Below are 20,765 nucleotides of genomic sequence, written 5' to 3'. Positions count from 1 at the left end.
CTCTCGGCGGCGGCCCGGCCGGCGAGGAGACTCAGGGCGTCGTGGTCGCGGGTGCCGGGGGCGGCCGTGTAGGCCGTGAGGGTGAGGCCGGGCTGGGCGGGCAGGTCCATGGCGTCGAAGTCGAGGGTGATCCTGCCGACGTCGGGGTGCTGGAAGGACTTGCGGCCGCTGTGGTGCAGGCGCACGTTGTGCTTGGCCCATGCGGTGCGGAACTCGTCGCTGCGGGTGACGAGTTCACCGATCAGTCCGGTGAGGTCGCTGTCGTGGGGGGCGCGTCCGGCTTCGGTGCGCAGCAGGGAGACGGTGGTGTTCAGGGACTCGTCCCAGTCGGGGAAGAAGTCGCGGCCCCGGGGGTGCAGGAACTGGTAGCGGGCGATGTTGACGGGCCCCGGGCCGTCGTCGGCGTACAGCGGTGCGTACAGGGCCCGGCCCAGGGGGTTGGTGGCGAGGATGTCCAGGCGGCCGTTGCGGATGAAGGCCGGTGAGTCGGTCATGGATTCCAGCACGCGCAGGACGCTGTCCGGTAGAGGGCCGCGGGCGCGCCTGGTGCGGCGGGCGGGGCGTCTGGCGGCGGCGCGCGCCAGGTCGTAGAGGTGGGCGCGTTCGGCGTCGTCCAGTTGCAGGGCGGTCGCGAGGGCGCCGAGGACCTCTTCGGAGGCGCCGGCGATGTGGCCGCGTTCCAGGCGGACGTAGTAGTCGATGCTGACGCCGGCGAGCAGGGCGACTTCCTCACGGCGCAGGCCCGGCACGCGGCGGTTGCCGCCGTAGGCGGGCAGTCCGGCCTGCTGGGGCGTGATCTTGGCGCGGCGGGAGGCCAGGAATGCACGGATGTCGCTCTCGGTACTCACACATTCCAGGCTAAGCCGGACGGCGCACACGTGGGGGGTCCTGTCAGTACCTGTGACACCAGGCCCTCCCCAGCCCCTGCGATCTGCGGTTTCCTCGATGTCGGCGGCGACCACGGCCTGTGGCACCCGAAGGGGTGCCCACGCGCAAACCGCCCGGCGGGTCCGTCTCCCTCGGAGACTGGTTCGTGCACTTTCATCCCGTTCAGATCGAGGAGTGGTTCCCATGCCGAAGCAGTCCGCGCCCCAGGAGCTGGCCGCCATCGCGCCGAAGCTCGTCGAGGTCACCGATGAGGTCCTCTTCGCCGAGGTGTGGGAGCGGCCGGGGCTGTCTCCGCGCGACCGCAGCCTGGTCACCGTGAGCGTGCTCGCCGCGCTCTACCGGAGCGAGCAGCTCGGCTACCACCTCGGCGTCGCCCTGGACAACGGCCTGAGCGTGGAGGAGCTGTCCGAGGCGATCACCCACCTCGCCTTCTACGCGGGCTGGCCCAACGCCATGACCGCGGTCAACCAGCTCAAGACGATCGCCGACGCACGCAACGCCGGCTGACCCTCGTATCCCTCCATCGCCCGAACGGAGCATCCCCTCGTGAGCAAGGTATTCCTGATCACCGGCGCCGGGCGCGGTCTGGGCGCGGACATCGCCCGGCGCGCCCTCGCCGCCGGTCACCGGGTCGTAGCCACCGGCCGCGACCCCGAGCGCGTCCTGGACGCCCTCGGCGGCGAGCAGGACAATCTGCTCGCCACCCCGCTCGACATCACCGACCGAGCTGCCGCCCGGCGCGCCGCGGAGGCCGCCGTCGAGCGCTTCGGCCGCGTCGACGTCCTGATCAACAACGCCGCCGACTTCTACGCCGGATACTTCGAGGAGCTCTCGCCCGCGCAGATGCGCGCCCAGATCGAGACGAACCTGTTCGGCCCGATGAACGTCACCCGTGCCGTGCTGCCCGTCATGAGGGCCCAGCGGGACGGCCACATCATCACGATCTCGTCCCTGGCCGGCGTGGTCGGTCTGGAGTTCTGCGTCGCCTACGCGGCCGCGAAGTTCGGCGTCGAGGGATTCATGGAGTCCCTTCGCCATGATGTGGAGCCGTTCGGCATCCGTACGACGGTAGTCGAGCCGGGCTTCTTCCGCACCGAACTGCTGGTGGACACCTCCACCACCTGGGCGGAGCTGTCGGTCGAGGACTATGCCGAGCGCACCGCGGCCACCAGGAAGGTCTGGGAGTCCATGAACGGACAGCAGGCCGGTGACCCCGCGAAGCTCGCCGGCGCCCTGCTGACGCTCGCCGGCCAGGAACAGCCCCCGGCCCGCTTCGTCGCCGGCGCCGACGCCATAGAAGCGGTTGTCGCCAAGGCGAAGGACCTCCTCGCGGAGGCCGAGGCCTCGCGCGAACTGGGCGGCGACCTGGCCCACGCCACCGCCGCCTGAGCAGCCGCCCGCGCGGGCCAGGGCTTCCCACCCACCACAGACAACCAAGGAGTAGAGCCATGGAACACATCACGTCCACCCCCACCATGACGGGCCCCGCCGCGCGCTTCACCGGCGACGTCTACCTCAACATGATCGAGGGCCCGGCCGAGCCCGCCCGCCTGGCCGCCGGTCTGGTGCGCTTCACCCCTGGTGCGCGCACCAACTGGCACTCCCACGCCAACGGCCAAGTCCTTTACATCACCGACGGCGTCGGCCTGGTCGGCACCCGTGACGGCAGCGTCGCGCGCGTCAGCGCCGGCGAGATCCTCAAGTGCCCGGCCGGGGAGGAGCACTGGCACGGCGCGACCGACTCCCACCTCATGGCCCACATCGCCCTGGTGGTCGGCGACGGCAACGGCGACGGCACCACCTGGCTGGAGCCCGTCACCGACGAGCAGTACGCAACGGCTCTTGCCAACAACTGACCAACCCGGCCCCCCGCCCTCTCCCACGCCACGATCACCTGGGAAAGGGGCGGGCCGCCCCTATCCGGAGGACGAGACATGACAGTGATGATGACCGCGCTCTTCGGCGGTACGTCACCCCAGTGGCAGTCCCGCGTGGTCCCCGTGCCGGAACCCGGCCCCGGCCAGGTCCTGGTGCGTGCCCGCGCCGTGTCCCTCAACAACGCCGACGTGCAGCAGTTGGACAGTTCCGCTTCGGGCACCGGCCGCCGGCGGGAGTACCTGGCCGGCTACGAGTTCGCCGGTGACATCGCCGCGACCGGCCCCGGTGCCGACAGCGTCCACATCGGGGACCGCGTCATGGGCATCACCATGGGTGCCTTCGCCCAGTACGTCCTGGCCGGCCACCAACACGTCATGCCGATCCCCGAAAGCCTCGGGTACGACGAGGCGAGCGCCCTGCCCACCGGCCTGCTCACCGAACACGGAGCGCTCACCCGCGCCCGCTTCCGCAGCGGTCAGAGCGTCCTGATCACGGGCGCCACGTCCAGCATCGGGCTGATCGGCGTCCAGATGGCGAAGGCGACGGGAGCCGCACACGTCATCGGCACCACCCGGTCAAAGACCAAGGAAGCCCTTCTGAGACAGTCCGGAGCCGACTCGGTCGTCGTCACGGACGGCCAGGACCTGACGCAGGCGGTCCTGGATGCCACCGGTGGCGAAGGCGCCGACGTGGTCCTGGACCACGTCGGCGGGCAGACCTTCGCCGACTGCCTGCCCGCCACGCGCGTGGACGGCCACATCGTGAACATCGGCCGCCTGGACGGGCCGCAGGCCACCATCGACCTGGACGCCCTGTCCTACCGGCACCTCCACGTACGCGGTGTCTCCTTCGGTTTCAGTCGGCCCGAAGCCCTCGGACACGTCGTCGCCGCCGCGGTCGAAGAGGTGATGCCCGCCGTCGCGGACCACCGCATCCGACCGTTCGTCGACAGTGTCCACGCATTCGACCGGGCCCACGAGGCCGCGAACCGAATGCGCAGTCACCGGGCCCACGGAAAGATCGTTCTGATCGTGCCGTGAGCCCCGCCGGCACCCGGCCGGTCCTATTCGCAGGCGACGCCGTCACCGTCGCGGTCGAGGTGCGACCCGTATCCGGGGTCCCCCGCGCGAATGGGCGCGGCACCGGCGGCCCGGACGGCTGAACAGTTGGCGTAGTACGTCGCTGCGCCGCTGTCGTCGTCCGACTCGGAGCCGCCGGAGCCGCCGGAGGTGCCGGAACGGGCTGCGGCGGTCACCTTGACCGTTACCGTCTTCGTGACCGTGGGTACCGGCTCGGCCTTGGCCGTGACGGTCTCCGTGACCGCGGGCCCGGGTTCGGCCGTTGCTGTCGCTGTCGCTGTGACAGTCACCGTGGGGGCCGCGGTGGCCGTGGCGGTGACGGCCTTCTCGGACTTGGTGCCGTCGTCCGCCGCGCCGATCCCGACGCCTATGACGAACAGGACGATCGCCGCGGGGATGACGATCCGCTTCCTGGTCCAGCCGGGTCGGCCGCCCGCGGGCGCCGTCGGACCCGTGAACGGGCCGGGGCCGGCGGGCCGTGGCGGCTGACCCCATGGCGGCGGGCTGGACGGCGGGTTGTGCGACATACGTCCCCCTGAGAGTGCGTGGAGAGGTGACGCTAGCCGTGCCGCGTGCGGCGGGGGAGGGCGATGTTCCGGTGGTGACGAAGTTGTGACCAAGGTGTGGGGGTGAAGTGAAGGTTGTCTTCTGTGTGCCGTCGTTCCGGGCCGCCACCTCGCGGGGACGTGTGCTCGTTCTCGCTCCGGCTCTCTTGCTGCCGCCGGCACCGGCCTGCGATTCTGGACCGGTGCCGGGACAGGGTAGGAGGAGGCGGCGGCAGGAAGCCGAGAGGCAGCGGATCGCCGCTCGCACGGCGCCGGAGCTGGGGCGGTGGGAAGTGGTCTTCGAGACCCGGGACCAGGGGGAGCTTCGCGCTCAGTTGCGCAGCCTGCGGCAGGCGCGGGTCGACGAGGCGACGATCCGGATCGACACGCTGTGCGGGCGCCTGACGCAGCCGACCACGTACCGGCTCAGCCGGTACGTGGCGGACGGCTGAGGGAGACCGCGCGATTCGGGGCGAACGCCCGTGCGGCAGCAGCCTCCGCCCGTGCCGTGGCAGGCACGTTTGCCCCGTCGCGACGCCCGGCACGCACTCTCGCCGCACCGGTCGAAAGCCCGAGTACGTCCCGTACGAGGACTTCCGGCCGGCACGCCGGGAGCACGCACCGGACGCCGCTCCTTCACGGGCAAACGTTGCCCGCCGCGGCACTAGCAAGGCCTCCGTACGGTGAACTCGTTGCCGTCGGGGTCGAGCATCAGTACCCGGCCGTCTTCGTCTTCGCCCTCGCCGGTTTCGGCGAGCGTCGCGCCGAGTGAGACCAGGCGGCCGATCTCCGCATCCCTGTCGGCGTCGGCGGGAAGCGCCAGCTCGAAGTACAGCCTGTTCGTCCCCGTCTTCGGCGCTACCGGCGGGCCACCCCAGGTGAGCTTCGTGCCGCCGTGCGGTGACTGGATCGCGGTCTCCTGGTCCTGGTCCCAGACCAGCGGCCACCGCAGGGCCTTGCTCCAGAAGTAGCCGACCTCCTGGGTTCCGTCGCAGGCCAGCGCGCCGATGACACCGGTGCCGGCGAGGAACTTGTTGCCGGCCTCGATCACGCAGAACTCGTTGCCGTCCGGATCGGCGAGCACCACATGCCCGTCTTCCGGGAGCTGCCCCACATCGATGTGCTTGCCGCCGAGTCCCAGCGCCCGGTCCACCGTCTGCCGTTGATCCTCCGGGGAGGCACTCGTCAGGTCGAAGTGAGCCCGGTTCTGGCCGGTCTTCGGCTCCTGGCCCGGCAGGAAGCGGATGCGGAACCCGGCGGGATCAGGGTGCAGGACCGCGACCCCGTCATCCGGACCGGCGGCCAACTCCCAGCCCAGAACCCCGGACCAGAACCGTGCCAGGCCGGACGGCCGGGGCGAATTGAAGCAGATCGCGAACAGTTGGCTGGTCATTTCCCGGTTATCTCCGCTTCGCTGATGGACGCTACGGGGCCTCGGCCTTCCCGCGGGCGCATCCTAGGAGTGACCGCGCAGCGCCCGCATCCGGGTTTCCGGCGCGGCGAAGCCTGGCTCCCGCTCCGCGCGATGACAGCCGTAGCCGGCCACCCGGGTCAGACGCCTTCGGCGCGGGAGGACGCGGCGGCCAGGGCGACCATGCGGTGCATGACTGCCGCCGGGATCGCAGGGTTCCGGGCGGCGTACTGTGCGCTGTGCTCGTCCAGAATTAGGGAGACCAGGAACGCCGGCGGCAGAACTGGATTGCACCAGGCCGTCCAGCGCACGGTCTCGTCGGCATCGCAGGCCAGCCTGACGGCGGATTCGGGAGACAGCCGGTGATCAGCGGCGGCGCTGCCGCGCACCCGGGCATCGGGATCATGGCTGAATCGTTCGACGAGGACCGTGTCCGACGCGGGGTCGTCGAGCGCGAGAAGACGCATCCGCGGCTCCGGATCGTCGGCGAAGCGGAGCAGCGCGTGGCGGGGGAAGTTGGGGTGATTGCGCGGGCGCCCGGGAAAGGAGAGGCTTCCGGGCCACCAGCGCCACACCTCCAGGAGCAGGTCCGCAGGAGCGTCCTCGCAGGACTCGGTGAGGAAGAGCCGTACGATCCGGTCCTCGTCGTGAGCGAGGAGGTTCACCACGTCCGAAGGAAGACGCGGGGAGCGGGCCACACTGCGGCGGATCCACAGGTTCGGCGAAACCGCGAGTTGGCGCATCGCGTCCGCGTCGGCGTGGAGGGCCGCGATCCACCACACCGCGTACGAGCGGTCATTGGTGTCGATGTCGCGGACGGCTGCCGCCATCGCCTCGATCTCGGCCGGGCTCGAAGGCGGCCGGGACGTGCGATCCGGCGCCTGACTGACGCCGATCCGTGACCCCGACGCCCGGAACGCGATCTGTTCCGCTGCCAGCTCCGCAAGTACGTCGCGACGGGCCGAAGCCGGAGTGGCGGCGAGGAGGCGACCCCACTGGGCGGATGAGAGGCGCCCCGATTCGGCTGCCAAGGCACGGATGTTCCGGTCGGGGTGGACGATCGCCGCGTCCAGGACACCGGCAGGGAGGTCGTCGCGGTACAGGAAGTACACGAAGGGGCTCTCACCCGCGTCGAACAGGCTGACGAGTACCTCCGCCGGAGCGGCCCGGTTGAAGCCCAGACCGTGCAACCACTGCTGGGCCGTACGCTCGGACGGCTCGGAACCATCGGTAAGCGCCGCCCACGGGTCCTGGGCCGCATCGCTTTCGGTCACCGGCTGATTCAACCGGCACGGCTTCGAAGGATCAAGGTCCGGGCAGGCGTACGTGCCTCCGATCGAGTCACACCGGCCCATAGGCCGAGCACGTTGTCAGTGGTCGGTGCGATCCTGCGGGTATGGACGAGATCATGCGGCGACGGGTGTACGGCGCCGATCACGACGACCCGGATCCGGGTCCCCGGCCGGGGCGGGTCTACCGGGAACTGGTGGGCGGCCCGCTCGACGGACTGCTGCTGGACGTGACCGGCTGGACGAAGGTGGCATTGGCGGACGGCTCCGCCCTGATCACCGAGATCGGTGCCTACGGGGCGGGCGGCCGGGCCGAGTACGGGCCGCGCGCGGCGGATCCGAACAAATGGGACTGGCGGGGCGACACTCCTTAGGGCCATCGGGCGGCCCACGGGCCAATACCGGCCATCCAGCGCCGGCCGGGCGGACGTCAGCGCCCCCGGTCCGAGGACTGCTGCGGCACGACCACCAGGAACGCGTCCTGTTCCAGGTCCATAACGACCTCCGCCGCCACGCCCTCGCCGCGACGGGCCGCGGCGAACTCCTCCGCGGGCCAGCTGCCCCGCGGGCCCCCGGCGGGAAACTGCTCAAGTACGGTGCGACGCACGGTCCGCCCCCTGTCGTTCGTTCTGCTGACCGCTCCAACGACGGTCCCGTCGCCGTCGTTACGGCCGGACGGCGCCCGGCCGTAACGACGACTGCGGCCGGCCCGCACTGTTGCGTTCGAGCATCGTCATCGCCACAGTCGTGTTTTCACGGCAGGGTGTTGCGGGCAAGCCACTGGGGGCTAGGGAAGAGGGGGAACCGTGATCGTCTGGATCAACGGTGCGTTCGGCGCGGGCAAGACCAGCGCCGCGCGTGAACTGATCGATCTGATCCCGAACAGCACCTTCTACGATCCGGAACTGACCGGCACGGGGCTGGGATCCCTGCTGCCGCAGAAGAAGTTCGCCGAAGTGAGCGACTTCCAGGACCTGCCGATCTGGCGGCGTCTGGTGGTGGACACAGCGGCAGCGCTGCTCGCCGAGGTCGGTGGGGTGCTGGTGGTGCCGATGACGCTGCTGCGACAGGAGTATCGCGACGAGATATTCGGAGGGCTCGCCTCCAGACGCATCGCAGTGCGTCATGTGCTGCTCTCACCTGAGGAAACGATCCTGCGGCAACGGATCGCCCACCGGGCGGAGTTCCCCGACGACCCGGTGAATACAGACGGGACCGGTCAGTGGGCGTACGACCGCATCGAGACCTACCGTTCGGCGCTCGACTGGATCACGCGGGACGCCCACACCATCGACAACAGCGCACTGACACCCCATGAGACGGCCGAGCACATCGCCGAGGCCGTGCGCACCGGAGCGGCCCCGGCCTGCGAGATCGTCCAGACACCCGACCCCACGGCGGAGACCGTCGCGGCCGGCGTACTGCTCTTCGACGAACACGACCGGGTGCTGCTCGTCGACCCCACGTACAAGCCCGGCTGGGAGTTCCCCGGGGGCGTGGTGGAGGCGGGCGAGGCACCGGCGCAGGCCGGGATCAGAGAGGTGGCCGAGGAGATAGGGATTCACCTCGCACAGACGCCCAAGCTTCTCGTCGTCGACTGGGAGGCGCCCCGGCCGCCCGGCTACGGAGGACTGCGGCTGCTCTTCGACGGCGGCACGCTGCTGAGCGCCGAAGCCCAGCGGCTGCTGCTTCCCGGCTCCGAACTGCGTGGCTGGCGGTTCGTCACCGAGGAGGAGGCGGCCACCTTGCTGCCCCCCACCCGGTTCGAACGGCTGCGCTGGGCACTGCGCGCCCGCGAGCGCTCAGCCGTGCTCAACCTGGAGGCCGGAGTCCCGGTCGGCTGAGGTGCGCATGACCGCGACGGCGTCCTTCGTAAGGGGCTCGCCGTGACCGAAGCAGACCGTGGTCGCCTCCAGCGCGGCCAGCCGCCGGAACGAGGCCATGGCCTGCTCGCGGTCGATATTGAACACGCCCAGCATCACCTGCCCCGCCTCGGCGACACAGTCACCCGTGAACAGCACCCGGTGGCGGGGCAGATGGATGCCGATGGCCCCCGGGGTGTGACCGGGGGAGTGGACCACGCGTGCCCCACCGCCGAACGGCAGTACCGCGCCGTCGGACAGCTCGGTGTCCACCCGGGTCGGCGGACCCACGGGCACGGTCAGTCCGTTCTCGTACAGCGGGCGTTCCCAGTCGAGCAGGACCGGATCACCGACCTCCTCCTCGCCCCGGATCACCGGGGCGTCGAGCCGGTGGGCCAGGATCTCGGAGCCGTGGCGGTCGGCGAGCTCCTGGGCCGCGCCGAAGTGGTCGCGATGGCCGTGGGTGATCACGATCCGGGCGATCCGGGCGGGGTCGTGCCCGAGCCCGCGCACTGCGTCCTCGATAGCGGATGCCGCGTTCACGTCACCCGCGTCGATCAGGGTCAGTTCCGTTCCGTCGCGCCAGAGGTACGCCTGGCCGATCGGGAACCGGAACATATGCAACTGGGGAAGCACCTCGACGACGTCCATGCCCCGAACGTACGCAGGAGCGGGCGCCTGCCGCGCGGATCTACGCTCTGGGCGAGCTTCGCTCAGCGCGTAGCGGGCTCTCCTTCGCCCGTGGCGGCCTGCCGGAACGGGCCCCACCCGTTCCGGCAGGCCGCCACCGGGCGGTTCAGGCCTTCTTGGAGGCGGCGTAGTTCTGCAGGAACAGCGCCTCGGCGACCGAGAGCCGCTCCAGCTCCTCGGGGGACACGCTCTCGTTCACCGCGTGGATCTGTGCCTCGGGCTCGCTCAGCCCGATCAGCAGGATCTCCGCCTCCGGATACAGCTCCGACAGCGCGTTGCAGAGCGGGATCGAGCCGCCCATGCCCGAGGACTGCATCTCCTGGCCGGGGTACGCGATCCGCATGGCGTCGGCCATCGCGGTGTAAGCCGGGCTTGTGATGTCCGCGCGGAACGGCTGTCCCTGGCCGACCTGCTCGACCGACACCCTCGCCCCCCACGGGGCGTGGGCCCGCAGGTGTGCGGTCAGCAGCTTCGTCGCCTCACCGGCGTCCATGCCCGGCGGAACCCGCAGACTGATCTGCGCCCGCGCGCTCGCCTGCACCGAGGGCGTCGCGCCGACCACCGCGGGGCAGTCGATCCCGATGACCGTGACCGCGGGCCGCGCCCAGATCCGGTCGGCGACCGTACCCGTGCTGATCAGTTCGACCCCGTCGAGGACCTTGGCGTCCTTGCGGAACTCCTCCTCCGGGTACTGCAGACCGTCCCACTTCGCGTCCGTCGTGAGACCGTCGACGGTCGTCGTGCCGTCCTCGGCGCGCAGTGACGCCAACAGTTGGATCATCGCGGCCAGGGCGTCGGGTGCGGCGCCGCCGAACTGGCCGGAGTGCAGGTTCCCCTCAAGGGTGTCGAGCTGTATCCGCAGCATCGTCATTCCGCGCAGCGTGGAGGTGACGGTCGGCAGCCCGACGCGGAAGTTCCCGGTGTCGCCGATGACCACGGTGTCCGCGGCGAGCAACTCGGGGTGCGCCTGCGCGTACTGCTCCAGGCCCCCGGTGCCCTGCTCCTCCGAGCCCTCCGCGATCACCTTGACCGAGACCGGGACTCCGCCGTTCGCCTTCAGGGCGCGCAACGCGAGGAGGTGCATGACGAAGCCGCCCTTGCAGTCGGCCGCGCCCCGGCCGAACCAGCGCCCGTCACGTTCCGTCAGCTCGAAGGGCGGGGAGATCCAGGCGGACTCGTCGAGCGGCGGCTGCACGTCGTAGTGCGCGTAGAGCAGCACGGTGGGCGCCCCGGCCGGACCGGGCAGGAAGCCGTAGACGGACTGGGTGCCGTCCGGCGTGTCGAGCAGGGCGACGTCCTGGAATCCCTCGGCGTGCAGCGCGTCGGCGACCCAGGCGGCGGCCGCCTCGCACTCGCTCTTCGGGAACACCGCGGGATCCGCCACCGACTGGAAGGCCACCAGCTCGGTCAGCTCCGCCTTGGCGCGGGGCATCAGTGAGGCGACGGTCTCGGAAATCGGATGGGCGGTCATGGGCACGCTCCTGGTAGGTGCGACGTTATGTGTACGTATCCGGGTACCTGCGACGCCAGGAGTGCGGCATTGCGGGTACGACGGAGGCTCGGTCGATCCTCCCACAGCAGGGTCCGGCCGCAGCGCGCCGTAGGATGCCGGAAGCAGTTGGGGCCACTGGTCGGATCGGGAGCAGAAGCACATCGTGAGCAGCGAGAACGCAGACGCCGGACATGAGCACGAAGAGTCGTCCGTGTGGGACGTCGTCGTAGTCGGCGCCGGACCGGCGGGAGCCTCCGCGGCATACGCGGCGGCGGTCGCCGGCCGGCGGGTACTGCTCCTGGAGAAGGCGGAACTGCCCCGCTACAAGACGTGCGGCGGCGGCATCATCGGGTATTCACGCGATTCGCTGCCGCCCGGTTTCGAACTGCCGTTGCGGGACCGGATCCACGCGGTCACGTTCTCGCTGAACGGCAGGCTGGCACGCACCCGCCGCTCCAGGCGCATGCTCTTCGGCCTCATCAACCGCCCCGAGTTCGACGCGGGACTGGTCGAGGAGGCGCAGAAGGCCGGTGCCGAACTCCGCACGGGGGCGACGGTGTCCCGGGTCGAGCAGCACGGTGCCGCGGTGCCCGACCGGCGTACGGTCGCGGTCGTACTGTCCGGCGGCGAGACCGTCCTGGCGCGTGCGGTCGTGGGCGCGGACGGCAGCGCCGGGCGGATAGGAGCACACGTCGGGGTGAAGCTCGACCAGGTGGACCTCGGGCTCGAGGCCGAGATCCCCGTGCCGGAGACGGTCGCGGAGGACTGGGCGGGCCGGGTCCTGATCGACTGGGGCCCCATGCCGGGGAGTTACGGCTGGGTCTTCCCCAAGGGGGACACCCTGACGGTCGGTGTGATCTCGGCGCGCGGTGACGGCGGCGGCACCAAGCGGTATCTGGAGGACTTCATCGCGCGGCTCGGCCTGGCCGGGTTCGAGCCGAAGATCTCCTCCGGCCATCTGACGCGCTGCCGCAGCGACGACTCGCCGCTCTCGCGCGGCCGGGTGCTCGTGTGCGGGGATGCCGCGGGCCTGCTGGAGCCGTGGACCCGTGAGGGCATCTCGTTCGCGCTGCGTTCGGGACGCCTGGCCGGCGAATGGGCGGTGCGGGTGGCGGAGTCGCACGACGCGGTGGACGCGCGTCGCCAGGCGCTCAACTACGCGTTCGCCATCAAGGCCGGGCTCGGCGTCGAGATGAGCGTGGGAAGGCGCATGCTGAAGCTCTTCGAGCGTCGCCCGGGCCTGCTGCACGCGGTGCTGACGGGCTTCCGCCCGGCGTGGAACGCGTTCGCGGGCATCACCCGCGGGACGACCTCGCTGGCCGAACTGGTCCGTTCGCACCCGCTGGCGCAGCGCGCGCTGTCGGCGATGGACCGTTAGGGACCGCTGCCGCACCGGGGCACGGCCGGATCCGATGGATCCGGCCGTGGCACGGGCGCGCAGGTGAGTCCGGTGAATCCGGTGAGCCGCCACTGCCCGGCGCTCGTCGCCGCACAGGCCCGGATCAGCTCTCGACGGTGATCCGGAAGACGGGGTGGTCGGGGCAGGCCGCCAGCAGTTCACTGTCGGTGGACTTGGCCGTGATGCCCTTGAAGTACTGGTTGACCTCCCAACCCCAGCGCTCCAGGTAGGCGCGGATGATGATCATTTTCTGCTCGTCGTCCGCGATCTCCACCGCTGTGAAGGCGCGGGTCCTGCGACCCACCCGCAGCTCGCCGCCGCCCGCGGCCCGCATATTGCGCACCCACTGCGAATGCCCCCGTGCGGAGACGAGGTACTGCACGCCCTCGTGGGTGTGCGGGTTCACGGGGATGCGCTGCAACTGCCCGCTCTTGCGGCCCCGAACCGACAGCTCCTGCGAACCGAGCAGGCTCACCCCGTGCCGTGCCAGCCAGCCGATGAGGCTGTTCATCCGGACGGTGAACGGGCTGCCCTGAAGGTAGTACGGCTGCGACATGAGGACCCCCACAGTTTATGAGAGCAGTGCTCTCGCTTGAGATCAGTGTGCATGGAACATGTGCTCAAAAGCAAGAGCACTGCTCTCGTAATTGGGCGGTGCTCCGTTTCATGGCAGACTGGCCGTCATGAGCGCTATCCGGGGAGCCAGGGAACGGGCCCGCATCGAGGTCACCGCCGCCATCAAGGACGAGGCGAGGAAACAGCTCGCGGCCGAAGGGGCGGCGAAGCTCTCCCTGCGCGCCGTGGCACGTGAACTCGGCATGGTGTCCTCGGCGCTCTACCGCTACTTCCCCAGCCGTGACGAACTGCTGACCGCCTTGATCATCGATGCGTACGACTCCGTGGGCGAGACCGCCGAGCGTGCCCACCGGACCGCCGCGGCCGAGAACGCGGCGCCCGCCCGGCCCGGCACCCACCTCGCCCGCTGGGTCGCCGTCGCGTGCGCCGTACGGGACTGGGCTCTCGCCCACCCTCACGAGTACGCGCTGATCTACGGCTCTCCGGTGCCCGGTTACACCGCACCGCAGGCCACCATCGGCCCCGCCTCCAGGGTCGGCCTCGTCTTCATCGCCATAGCCGAGGACGCGCACCGCGAGGAGGGTATCGGGCTGCCGCCGCTCACCGCGGAGCTGCGCCCCGAGGCCGAGCGGATCGCCGCCGACCTCGCCCCCGGGCTTCCCCCGGCGGTCGCCGCACCGCTCGTCGCCGCTTGGTCACAACTCTTCGGGCTGCTGTCCTTCGAGATCTTCGGCCAGTTCAACCGCGTGGTGGAAGCCCGCGAGGCCTTCTTCCGCCAGGCTGTGACGGAGCTGGCCCGCACCGTCGGGCTCCTCGACCGGCGCGGCTAACGAGCTCGTGCAGGGTTAGCGGTGGGACGTCGAAGGCCAGGGCGGGGTCTCGGTACTTACATCTGCAGACCATGGCCTTCACGGCGTTCTGCTTGTTCTTGCCGGATATGAACTTGTCCCGGTCCTTGCGGCCGACGGCCGGGCGGCGGACCCGGATCTCGGTGCTCGTTACAGGTGCACTGCCCCGCGCCGGGTGGGGACGCGACTGGCTGGTGGACGGCCCTTCATCGCGGTGCGGCCGCGATGGTGGTCGTAGCGACATGTCGTAGGCGTCGTGTCATTCCCGCTCGGTGCCGGTGGGGCCGGGCATACGCCCATTCGTCGAGAGGGTGCGGTTGAAGCGTTCCGCTTTGCCATTGGCCTGGGGACGGTAGTGCGGGTGCGCTTGTGGGTGGTTCGTGCGGCGAGCAGCGGTTCGCGCCGTGTGCGCGAGCGGTAGCCGGAGCCGTGGTCGGTGAGGTCTCGACGGATGGTGATCCCGCCTGCGCGAGTTGGCACTGGGCGCGGATCCGGAATGCGGCTGCGGTCTCGATTCCGGCCGCGGTGACCATCCTCCGAGGCCCGACCGAGCGGCCGCGCTCGGCCGACAGCGCGGCGGCACCTCCCTTGCCGCTCCTGTCCTGCGTGGACAGAACAGCCAGTGGTATCCGCGAAGCCCCGTCCGGCCCCGTTCGCTGTACTCCCGGGGGAGTACGGGTGATCACCACGCCCGGCGGACGCCGGGGCGCAGGTGCGCGGTCTAGCGTGGCCGGCATGGAAGAGCAGCGCGCACAGACAGGCGGCGGGCCCCCCGGGCATCAGGGCGGTCCCTCGCGTCGACCGCCCTGGGCGCGCGGCGGGCCGGGTGGACGGAGGACCGGTTCCCCGGGCCCGTGGAACTTCTGGAACAACGGAGAGCCGCCGCGCTGGCTGACGGGCCCCCCGGGGCGCTCCGCCGACCGGCTGCCCTGGGCGTCCACGATCCTGCTCGGTGTCTTCGTCATGGCCGGCTCGGCGTTCGCGGCCCGCGGCCAGCTGGACGACAAGGCCCCGCTCGACCTCTTCGCCCGGCTGCTCCTCCTCGCCGCGGTGGCGGTCCTGCTGCTGCGGCACCGCCACCCCGTCGTGGCCGTCTTCGGGGCATCGGCCGCGGCTACGGTCTATCTCGGCGCCGGCTACCCGTACGGCCCGGTCTTCCTGGCCGTCGCCGTCGGCTGCTTCAGCGCCGTCGTCGCCGGCCACCGGCGGGCCGCGTGGTCGGCGGTCGCGATGGTGTGGGTGGGGCACCTCGTCGTGGCGCACTGGCTCTACCGCTGGCTGCCGCCGGACGACGACTCCGCGCCGCCCTGGGGGCAGGAACTGGGCGTCGCAGCCTGGGTGGTGGCCATCGTCGCTGCCGCCGAGTTCGTCCGCGTACGCCGTGAGCAGTGGGCGGCGCAGCGGGCCGAGCGGGAGCGCGCGGAGAAGCGGCGGGCCGACGAGGAGCGGCTTCGGATGGCCCGTGAGCTGCATGACGTCCTCGCGCACAGCATCTCCGTCATCAACGTCCAGGCAGGTGTCGGGCTCGCGCTGCTCGACACCGACCCCGAGCAGGCCCGCACCGCGCTCACCACCATCAAGGACGCCAGCAAGGAGGCGCTCGGCGAGGTGCGACAGGTCCTGGACACCCTCCGCACACCCGGCGACGCGCCCAGGGCTCCCGCACCCGGACTCGACCGGCTTCCCGAACTGGTGGAACAGGCCGCGAGTGCCGGGCTGACCGTCACCGTCGGGACGGACGGTGAGCGCGGTTCCGTACCGCCCGGCGCGGATCTCGCAGCGTTCCGGATCGTGCAGGAGGCACTGACCAACGTGGTGCGGCACTCCGGTTCGCGTACCGCGGAAGTCCGGGTCGGCTACGGGCCCGGAGGCATCACGCTCCGCATCGACGACGAGGGCCCCGCCACCGGCACGGACGCCGGTGGCAGCGGCAACGGGCTGGCCGGAATGCGGGAGCGGGCGGCCGCCCTGGGTGGCACGATCGAGGCCGGAACCCGGCCCGACGGCGGGTTCCGGGTACGGGCCGAACTTCCGCTGCCGGCCGGCGGGCCGGCGCACCAGAAGGAGACACCGTGATTCGCGTACTGCTCGCCGATGACCAGCTGCTGGTCCGGGCGGGTTTCCGGGCCCTGCTGGACGCCCAGCCGGACATCGAGGTGTCGGGCGAGGCGGCCGACGGCGAGGAGGCCGTCCGCCTGGTGCGTGAACTGCGGCCGGACGCCGTGCTGATGGACATCCGGATGCCACGCCTCGACGGCCTCGCGGCGACCCGCGCCATCACCGGGGACCCGGAGTTCGACGCTGTGAAGGTGGTCATGCTCACCACCTTCGAACTGGACGAGTACGTCTTCGAGGCGATCCGCTCCGGAGCCTCCGGTTTCCTGGTCAAGGACACCGAACCGGAAGAACTGCTGCGGGCGGTCCGGGCGGTGGTCGGCGGCGACGCGCTGCTGTCGCCGGGTGTCACGCGCCGCCTGATCGCCGAGTTCGCGGCTCGTTCCAAGGAGCCCGCCGCGGTGACCGCCCTGAACGAACTGACCGACCGGGAGCGGGAGGTGATGGCGTTGGTCGGCATCGGCCTCACCAACGACGAGATCGCCCGCCGTCTCGTCGTCAGCCCGCTCACCGCCAAGACACATGTCAGCCGGACCATGGTGAAGCTCGGCGCCCGTGACCGGGCCCAACTCGTCGTTCTCGCCTACGAGTCGGGGCTGGTGCGCCCTGGCTGGCTCGGCTGATCCGGCAGCACCGGGACACGCCCGTCGACCTCGCGCTCCGTGACGCGGCGGCCGAACCGCCACAGCACGTCGACGACACGGCCGACGAAGACCAGCCCGGCCACGACGGTCGCGGCCAGGAGCAGCCCGGGGCCCACGCCGCCACCCGAGGCCATCAGGAAAGCGGGGGCGCAGACCGCGACGAACGCGGCCCCCGCCAGCAGTGCTCCGGTCAGCACGGCGAAGCCGATCTCGACGGTCACGGCGTCGCGTTCCGCCTGGCTTCGATGTTCCATGCCCGAAGTGTCACAGGTGCGGACGCGGGCGGACAAGCCCGCCACCCCGCGTGCCCGCCCGCTCGGGATCAGATGACCGAGGAGCTGTCGCGCCACAGTCGGGCGAGGTCCTGATCACCCGTCACCGTGAGGGTGGTGAGCGGCAGCCGGTTCCAGAGCGTGAGGTAGAGCTCCTGGGCGGTGGCGCTCAACTCGCAGTCCACGGGCGGCAGTACGGACGGTTCGCCCTCCTCGCGCACGGTGGCCGGTGGCTCGGTGGAGAGTCGTACGGTCCACACGGCGCCGGTGTCCGTCGCCCGCACCCGCAGTGCGCGCGGCGCGTCGGTGCGCACTCTGCTCTTCGGGCGGGCGTGGAAACCGCGCAGCAGTTCGTCGACGCCGTCCACCGCGTGGTCCGACGCCACCGGGGAGAGGGGACCGCCGCGTGCGGACTCGGCGTCCACCCGGTGGATCGCCGTCTCGTGCGCCTGCCGCCTCGCCCAGAAGGCCAGGGGCGACGGTGCGGCGAAGAAGGCCCAGCACTCCAGGTCCTGCGGTGCGCGCTCCAGCGCGTCCACCAGGAGCCGGTGCCCCGCACGGAACCGGTCGAGCAGCTCCGGGCCGTCCAGGTCCGGCTCCCCGGCGTCGGGGACGTACGAGGTGTGGCCCTCGGTCACGAAGGCGGCCGCCCAGGTGTGCACCGTCGCGGTGTGTCTGAGCAGGTCGCGCACCTGCCAGCCCGGACAGGTCGGCACGGGTGCGCCGGTCCCCGCCTCCTGGGCCGCGTCCGCCAGCAAACGGCCCTCGACGTCCAGGGTTCGTATGTGTTCCGCGATCTTCATGGCAGGGATTGTGCCAGGGGCTCAGGCGCTCCGGGGACGGCCCTGGCGGGCCCGGCCGCGGCCGCCGCCCAGCTTCCGGGCGAACCAGCCCACGGCCAGCGACTGCACCAGCACGGACACCACCAGCGCCAGGTAGAACAGCCAGTCGGGCGCGGCCGAATCCGCGCCCAGCATCGCACCGCCGGCGAAGAAGACGAAGACGGTCGGCGCCGCCAGGAAGAAGAGCCACACACCGGCGAACGACGCGTCCTCGTGGGCGACGAACAGCGTGTCCACCGTGACGAACACCGCGGTCGCCGCCACCACGCCCAGGTAGACCAGCGACGCGGCGTTGCCGAACGTGAGGCGTGCGAGCGTGTGGACGTGCTGCTTGGTCAGGACCGGCTTGTTCATGGCGTGCTCCCCGTCGATGGCTTCCGGCCCCACCCGCGACAGTCGGCGGGAGGGGTCGTTACGTCTCCATCCTGCGGCGGGAGAACCGTTCCTGCCTGAGTACGCCTACTCACTCCCGCGTTGCCGCATTGCGTGCGCCGTACCCCAGCGCCGCCGCTGCCAGAGCCAGCAGCGCCACCGTCGTCAGGGCCACGGGCAGCGAGAACCAGTCCGCCAGGAAGCCGATCGAGGGCGGCCCGAGCAGCATGCCGCCGTAGCCGAGCGTCGAGGCCGCGGCCACTCCGCCGGGGCCGGCCAGCTCGCCGGCCCTGCCGACCGCCACCGGGAAGATGTTCGCCAGACCGAGTCCGGTGATGGCGAAGCCGAGCAGGGCGAGCCAGGCGGTCGGGGCGAGCGAGCCGACCAGCATCCCGGCCGCCGCCGTGCCGCCACCCGCGACCAGCGTGCGGGTCTGTCCGAGTCGTTCGAGCAGTGCCGTGCCGGTGAGCCGGCCCGCGGTCATGGCGAGCGCGAAGAGCGAGTACCCGGCTGCCGCGACCCCGGGGTGCGCGTGCAGGTCCTGCTCCAGGTGGAGGGCGCCCCAGTCGGCCAGGGCACCCTCGCCGTACGCGGTGCAGAGCGCGATCACGCCGAACAGGAGCACCACCCGGCGCGCCCGTCCGGTCAGACGGTGGCTGGCCTCCTGGCCGTCGGCCGCCGTGGGGGCGGGCTTCCGCGAGGGATACCGCAGCAGGACCGGGCCCCAGTACGCGGTGACGAGCAGACCGATTCCGGTCAGGCAGAGCAGGTGCGCGGAGGGTGAGAGGCCCCCGGCGACCAAGCCGCCCAGTCCGGCCCCGATCATGCCTCCGAGGCTGAACGCGGCGTGGAAGCTCGGCATCACGGGACGTCGCAAGGCGGCGACCAGATCCACCGCGGCGCTGTTCATCGCCACGTTGGCGCCGCCGTACGCGGCGCCGAACACCAGCAGGACCAGTCCCAGCGAGAGTGCCGAATGGGTCTGGGCGGGCAGGGCGATGCTGAGCGGCAGCAGGACGCCGCAGACCACGGTCACCGGATGGCTGCCGAAACGGCGGCAGAGCCGGCCGGTGAGCATCATGGTGATCACGGCACCGGCGGATACGCCGAGAAGTGCGAGGCCGAGGGTGGAGGCCGAGGCGCCGGTCTGCTGCTTGATGGCCGGAATGCGGACCACCCAGCCGGCGAAGAGGAACCCGTCGAGGGCGAAGAACACGGTCAGAGCGGTACGGAGGCGTGTCGATGAAGGTGGGGCGGTGTTTCCGCCCGGTCCCCCCGGCAAGGCCGTCCGCAGTTTGTTTAGTTGCGGCACAAACTCAGCATAGGGGCCCGCGGACGACGGGCGCAAGACGGTTGCCCGCCGGGTCCGGGCGGTGTGCCGGGCGCGGCGGGCTCCACGCCGTGGAGCGGGGCGGCGCGGTGGAGGAGACGGGCGCCGCGGCGTCCGCAGCACCTCCGGATCATGGGAGACTCGCCCCCATGAACGGCAAGGTGACCACCACCCGGACGAAGTTGGAGAGGGGCCGCAGCGCGCTCGGACCCGCGTTGGAACTGGTCCACACCGGACGCGCGCCCACCCGAGCCGTCCTCACCTCCGAGCTGGGCGTCACCCGTGCCACCGCAGGCGCGGTCGCCGCGGAGCTTGAGGCGCTCGGCCTGATCAGGGTCGACTCCAGCCCCGGCTCGGCCGCCGGTTCGCAGGGCCGCCCCTCGCACCGGCTGGCCGTGCGCGAGTCGGGGCCGGTGGCCCTCGCCGCCCAGGTGCACTCGGACGGATTCCGGGCCGCGCTGGTCGGGCTCGGCGGCCGGCTCGTCGCGACCGCGCCCGGCTGCGTCACCATCACCGCCGATCCCGCCCAGGTCATCGGCGAAGTCGTGGACGACTGCGCACGGTTGCTGCGCGACAGTGGCCTGCGATGCGTCGGGGCGGGCCTCGCGGTGCCGTCCGCTGTCGCCGAGCCCGAGGGCACCGCCCTCAACCCGCTCCACATCGCCTGGCCCGCCGGCGCCCCGGTCCGCGAGATCTTCGCCACATGTGTCCGCGAAGCGGGCATCACCGGACCGGCGTTCACCGGGAACGACGTCAACCTCGCCGCGCTCGCCGAGCACCGCCACGGAGCCGGACGCGGGGCCCAGCACCTGCTGTGCGTCGCCACCGGCCACCGCGGGGTCGGCGGTGCGCTCGTCCTGGACGGCCGCCTGCACACCGGGAGTTCGGGGCTCGCCCTGGAAGTCGGCCACCTCACCGTCAACCCCGAGGGCCGGCCCTGCCACTGCGGCGGCCGCGGCTGCCTCGACGTCGAGACCGACCCGCTCGCCTTCCTCACCGCGGCCGGCCGCGCACCCGGCCCCGAGGAGTCGCTGCTCAAGCAGTCCGGGGACCTGCTGCGCAACGAGTACGCGGACGCGGCGGTACGCAACGCCGCGGAGGAGCTGATCGACCGCCTGGGCCTCGGGCTCGCCGGACTCGTCAACATCCTCAACCCGGACCGCATCATCCTCGGCGGTCTGCACCGTGCCCTGCTGGACGCCGACCCGGAACGGCTGCGCGCGGTGGTCGCCG

At 71.5% G+C, this 20,765-nt stretch carries 24 protein-coding genes; 12 read left to right on the top strand and 12 right to left on the bottom strand.

Annotated features, from left to right (window positions below):
- Positions 1–848: helix-turn-helix transcriptional regulator (locus JGS39_RS29310; protein WP_219572689.1), on the bottom strand; the 848-nt coding region annotated here is incomplete at its 3' end.
- 223 nt (positions 849–1,071) lie between these two features.
- Here JGS39_RS29310 and JGS39_RS29305 point away from each other — a divergent pair.
- The 4 genes from JGS39_RS29305 to JGS39_RS29290 all read left to right on the top strand — a co-directional run bounded on the left by JGS39_RS29305 (position 1,072) and on the right by JGS39_RS29290 (position 3,806).
- Positions 1,072–1,395, top strand: a complete 324-nt coding sequence (locus JGS39_RS29305) for a carboxymuconolactone decarboxylase family protein (RefSeq protein WP_219572687.1) — start codon at positions 1,072–1,074, stop codon at positions 1,393–1,395.
- 39 nt (positions 1,396–1,434) lie between these two features.
- A complete protein-coding gene (locus tag JGS39_RS29300; protein WP_219572686.1) occupies positions 1,435–2,277 on the top strand; it encodes an SDR family NAD(P)-dependent oxidoreductase in 843 nt (280 codons plus the stop codon).
- Between the two features lie 59 nt (positions 2,278–2,336).
- Positions 2,337–2,744, top strand: coding sequence for a (R)-mandelonitrile lyase (locus JGS39_RS29295; protein ID WP_219572684.1), 408 nt, complete (start codon positions 2,337–2,339; stop codon positions 2,742–2,744).
- Positions 2,745–2,822: 78 nt separating this feature from the next.
- Positions 2,823–3,806 (top strand): quinone oxidoreductase family protein, encoded by a 984-nt coding sequence (locus tag JGS39_RS29290; RefSeq protein WP_219572683.1) that lies wholly within the window; start codon positions 2,823–2,825, stop codon positions 3,804–3,806.
- 23 nt (positions 3,807–3,829) lie between these two features.
- Here the strand turns inward: JGS39_RS29290 and JGS39_RS29285 are convergent, their stop codons facing one another.
- Positions 3,830–4,372, bottom strand: coding sequence for an excalibur calcium-binding domain-containing protein (locus JGS39_RS29285; RefSeq protein WP_219572681.1), 543 nt, complete (start codon positions 4,370–4,372; stop codon positions 3,830–3,832).
- Between the two features lie 311 nt (positions 4,373–4,683).
- Between JGS39_RS29285 and JGS39_RS41160 the strand changes: the two genes are divergently transcribed.
- Positions 4,684–4,842: a hypothetical protein gene (locus tag JGS39_RS41160; protein ID WP_236063821.1), complete on the top strand. Its 159-nt coding sequence runs from the start codon at positions 4,684–4,686 to the stop codon at positions 4,840–4,842.
- A gap of 212 nt (positions 4,843–5,054) precedes the next feature.
- Here the strand turns inward: JGS39_RS41160 and JGS39_RS29275 are convergent, their stop codons facing one another.
- Together JGS39_RS29275 and JGS39_RS29270 are read right to left on the bottom strand one after the other, a co-directional pair.
- Positions 5,055–5,783, bottom strand: coding sequence for a VOC family protein (locus tag JGS39_RS29275; protein ID WP_219572678.1), 729 nt, complete (start codon positions 5,781–5,783; stop codon positions 5,055–5,057).
- 158 nt (positions 5,784–5,941) lie between these two features.
- Complete coding sequence (locus tag JGS39_RS29270) at positions 5,942–7,075, bottom strand: hypothetical protein (protein ID WP_219572677.1); 1,134 nt, start codon at positions 7,073–7,075, stop codon at positions 5,942–5,944.
- Positions 7,076–7,197: 122 nt separating this feature from the next.
- Between JGS39_RS29270 and JGS39_RS29265 the strand changes: the two genes are divergently transcribed.
- Complete coding sequence (locus tag JGS39_RS29265) at positions 7,198–7,464, top strand: hypothetical protein (RefSeq protein WP_219572676.1); 267 nt, start codon at positions 7,198–7,200, stop codon at positions 7,462–7,464.
- 56 nt (positions 7,465–7,520) lie between these two features.
- Here the strand turns inward: JGS39_RS29265 and JGS39_RS29260 are convergent, their stop codons facing one another.
- Positions 7,521–7,697 (bottom strand): DUF8839 family protein, encoded by a 177-nt coding sequence (locus tag JGS39_RS29260; protein WP_187284892.1) that lies wholly within the window; start codon positions 7,695–7,697, stop codon positions 7,521–7,523.
- Positions 7,698–7,896: 199 nt separating this feature from the next.
- On the opposite strand from JGS39_RS29260, the gene JGS39_RS29255 reads away from it, so the two are divergent.
- Positions 7,897–8,934 carry an NUDIX hydrolase gene (locus JGS39_RS29255; RefSeq protein WP_219572675.1) on the top strand — a complete coding sequence of 346 codons (1,038 nt, stop codon included), beginning with the start codon at positions 7,897–7,899 and terminating at the stop codon, positions 8,932–8,934.
- Here JGS39_RS29255 and JGS39_RS29250 read toward each other — a convergent pair.
- Both JGS39_RS29250 and JGS39_RS29245 read right to left on the bottom strand, forming a co-directional pair.
- A complete protein-coding gene (locus JGS39_RS29250) occupies positions 8,893–9,603 on the bottom strand; it encodes an MBL fold metallo-hydrolase (protein WP_219572673.1) in 711 nt (236 codons plus the stop codon). The two genes, JGS39_RS29255 and JGS39_RS29250, sit on opposite strands and share 42 nt — an antisense overlap.
- A 145-nt stretch (positions 9,604–9,748) precedes the next feature.
- Positions 9,749–11,113, bottom strand: a complete 1,365-nt coding sequence (locus JGS39_RS29245; protein WP_219572671.1) for a dipeptidase — start codon at positions 11,111–11,113, stop codon at positions 9,749–9,751.
- A gap of 184 nt (positions 11,114–11,297) precedes the next feature.
- On the opposite strand from JGS39_RS29245, the gene JGS39_RS29240 reads away from it, so the two are divergent.
- Positions 11,298–12,512: a geranylgeranyl reductase family protein gene (locus JGS39_RS29240; RefSeq protein ID WP_148015434.1), complete on the top strand. Its 1,215-nt coding sequence runs from the start codon at positions 11,298–11,300 to the stop codon at positions 12,510–12,512.
- Positions 12,513–12,636: 124 nt separating this feature from the next.
- On the opposite strand, the gene JGS39_RS29235 is transcribed toward JGS39_RS29240, so the two are convergent.
- On the bottom strand, positions 12,637–13,089 hold the full coding sequence (locus JGS39_RS29235; RefSeq protein ID WP_219572669.1) for a nitroreductase family deazaflavin-dependent oxidoreductase: 453 nt from the start codon (positions 13,087–13,089) through the stop codon (positions 12,637–12,639).
- A 127-nt stretch (positions 13,090–13,216) separates the two neighbouring features.
- Between JGS39_RS29235 and JGS39_RS29230 the strand changes: the two genes are divergently transcribed.
- The 3 genes from JGS39_RS29230 to JGS39_RS29220 all read left to right on the top strand — a co-directional run bounded on the left by JGS39_RS29230 (position 13,217) and on the right by JGS39_RS29220 (position 16,695).
- Positions 13,217–13,939 (top strand): TetR/AcrR family transcriptional regulator, encoded by a 723-nt coding sequence (locus JGS39_RS29230; protein ID WP_219572667.1) that lies wholly within the window; start codon positions 13,217–13,219, stop codon positions 13,937–13,939.
- Between the two features lie 753 nt (positions 13,940–14,692).
- Positions 14,693–16,033, top strand: coding sequence for a sensor histidine kinase (locus JGS39_RS29225; protein WP_219572665.1), 1,341 nt, complete (start codon positions 14,693–14,695; stop codon positions 16,031–16,033).
- Positions 16,030–16,695, top strand: coding sequence for a response regulator transcription factor (locus JGS39_RS29220; RefSeq protein WP_219572663.1), 666 nt, complete (start codon positions 16,030–16,032; stop codon positions 16,693–16,695). The genes JGS39_RS29225 and JGS39_RS29220 overlap by 4 nt, the downstream gene beginning before the upstream one ends.
- Here JGS39_RS29220 and JGS39_RS29215 read toward each other — a convergent pair.
- The 4 genes from JGS39_RS29215 to JGS39_RS29200 form a co-directional block, all read right to left on the bottom strand.
- The gene (locus JGS39_RS29215; RefSeq protein WP_219572662.1) at positions 16,656–16,970 is read right to left on the bottom strand and encodes a DUF6332 family protein; all 315 of its coding nucleotides are present in this window, start codon (positions 16,968–16,970) and stop codon (positions 16,656–16,658) included. The genes JGS39_RS29220 and JGS39_RS29215 overlap by 40 nt on opposite strands.
- Before the next feature lie 68 nt (positions 16,971–17,038).
- On the bottom strand, positions 17,039–17,791 hold the full coding sequence (locus JGS39_RS29210; protein ID WP_219572660.1) for a maleylpyruvate isomerase family mycothiol-dependent enzyme: 753 nt from the start codon (positions 17,789–17,791) through the stop codon (positions 17,039–17,041).
- 21 nt (positions 17,792–17,812) lie between these two features.
- Positions 17,813–18,184, bottom strand: a complete 372-nt coding sequence (locus JGS39_RS29205; RefSeq protein ID WP_219572658.1) for an SCO4225 family membrane protein — start codon at positions 18,182–18,184, stop codon at positions 17,813–17,815.
- Between the two features lie 109 nt (positions 18,185–18,293).
- Positions 18,294–19,418, bottom strand: coding sequence for an MFS transporter (locus JGS39_RS29200; protein ID WP_308120778.1), 1,125 nt, complete (start codon positions 19,416–19,418; stop codon positions 18,294–18,296).
- 263 nt (positions 19,419–19,681) lie between these two features.
- On the opposite strand from JGS39_RS29200, the gene JGS39_RS29195 reads away from it, so the two are divergent.
- Positions 19,682–20,765, top strand: a 1,084-nt coding sequence (locus tag JGS39_RS29195) for an ROK family protein (RefSeq protein WP_219572654.1), incomplete at its 3' end; no start/stop codon positions are given.

Source organism: Streptomyces poriferorum (genome assembly GCF_019399235.1).
Lineage (GTDB): Bacteria > Actinomycetota > Actinomycetes > Streptomycetales > Streptomycetaceae > Streptomyces > Streptomyces poriferorum.
Note: the sequence above shows the minus strand (reverse complement) of the source record. Positions and strands in the feature narration are given on the sequence as shown.

What these genes read in the sequence shown, in the direction of transcription:
- JGS39_RS29305 (WP_219572687.1), top strand. Translation starts at nt 1,072, where the DNA reads ATGCCGAAGCAGTCCGCGCCCCAGGAGCTGGCCGCCATCGCGCCGAAG.
- JGS39_RS29295 (WP_219572684.1), top strand. Translation starts at nt 2,337, where the DNA reads ATGGAACACATCACGTCCACCCCCACCATGACGGGCCCCGCCGCGCGC.
- JGS39_RS29290 (WP_219572683.1), top strand. Translation starts at nt 2,823, where the DNA reads ATGACAGTGATGATGACCGCGCTCTTCGGCGGTACGTCACCCCAGTGG.
- JGS39_RS29285 (WP_219572681.1), bottom strand. Translation starts at nt 4,372, where the DNA reads ATGTCGCACAACCCGCCGTCCAGCCCGCCGCCATGGGGTCAGCCGCCA.
- JGS39_RS29275 (WP_219572678.1), bottom strand. Translation starts at nt 5,783, where the DNA reads ATGACCAGCCAACTGTTCGCGATCTGCTTCAATTCGCCCCGGCCGTCC.
- JGS39_RS29265 (WP_219572676.1), top strand. Translation starts at nt 7,198, where the DNA reads ATGGACGAGATCATGCGGCGACGGGTGTACGGCGCCGATCACGACGAC.
- JGS39_RS29250 (WP_219572673.1), bottom strand. Translation starts at nt 9,603, where the DNA reads ATGGACGTCGTCGAGGTGCTTCCCCAGTTGCATATGTTCCGGTTCCCG.
- JGS39_RS29245 (WP_219572671.1), bottom strand. Translation starts at nt 11,113, where the DNA reads ATGACCGCCCATCCGATTTCCGAGACCGTCGCCTCACTGATGCCCCGC.
- JGS39_RS29235 (WP_219572669.1), bottom strand. Translation starts at nt 13,089, where the DNA reads ATGTCGCAGCCGTACTACCTTCAGGGCAGCCCGTTCACCGTCCGGATG.
- JGS39_RS29230 (WP_219572667.1), top strand. Translation starts at nt 13,217, where the DNA reads ATGAGCGCTATCCGGGGAGCCAGGGAACGGGCCCGCATCGAGGTCACC.
- JGS39_RS29225 (WP_219572665.1), top strand. Translation starts at nt 14,693, where the DNA reads ATGGAAGAGCAGCGCGCACAGACAGGCGGCGGGCCCCCCGGGCATCAG.
- JGS39_RS29215 (WP_219572662.1), bottom strand. Translation starts at nt 16,970, where the DNA reads ATGGAACATCGAAGCCAGGCGGAACGCGACGCCGTGACCGTCGAGATC.
- JGS39_RS29210 (WP_219572660.1), bottom strand. Translation starts at nt 17,791, where the DNA reads ATGAAGATCGCGGAACACATACGAACCCTGGACGTCGAGGGCCGTTTG.
- JGS39_RS29205 (WP_219572658.1), bottom strand. Translation starts at nt 18,184, where the DNA reads ATGAACAAGCCGGTCCTGACCAAGCAGCACGTCCACACGCTCGCACGC.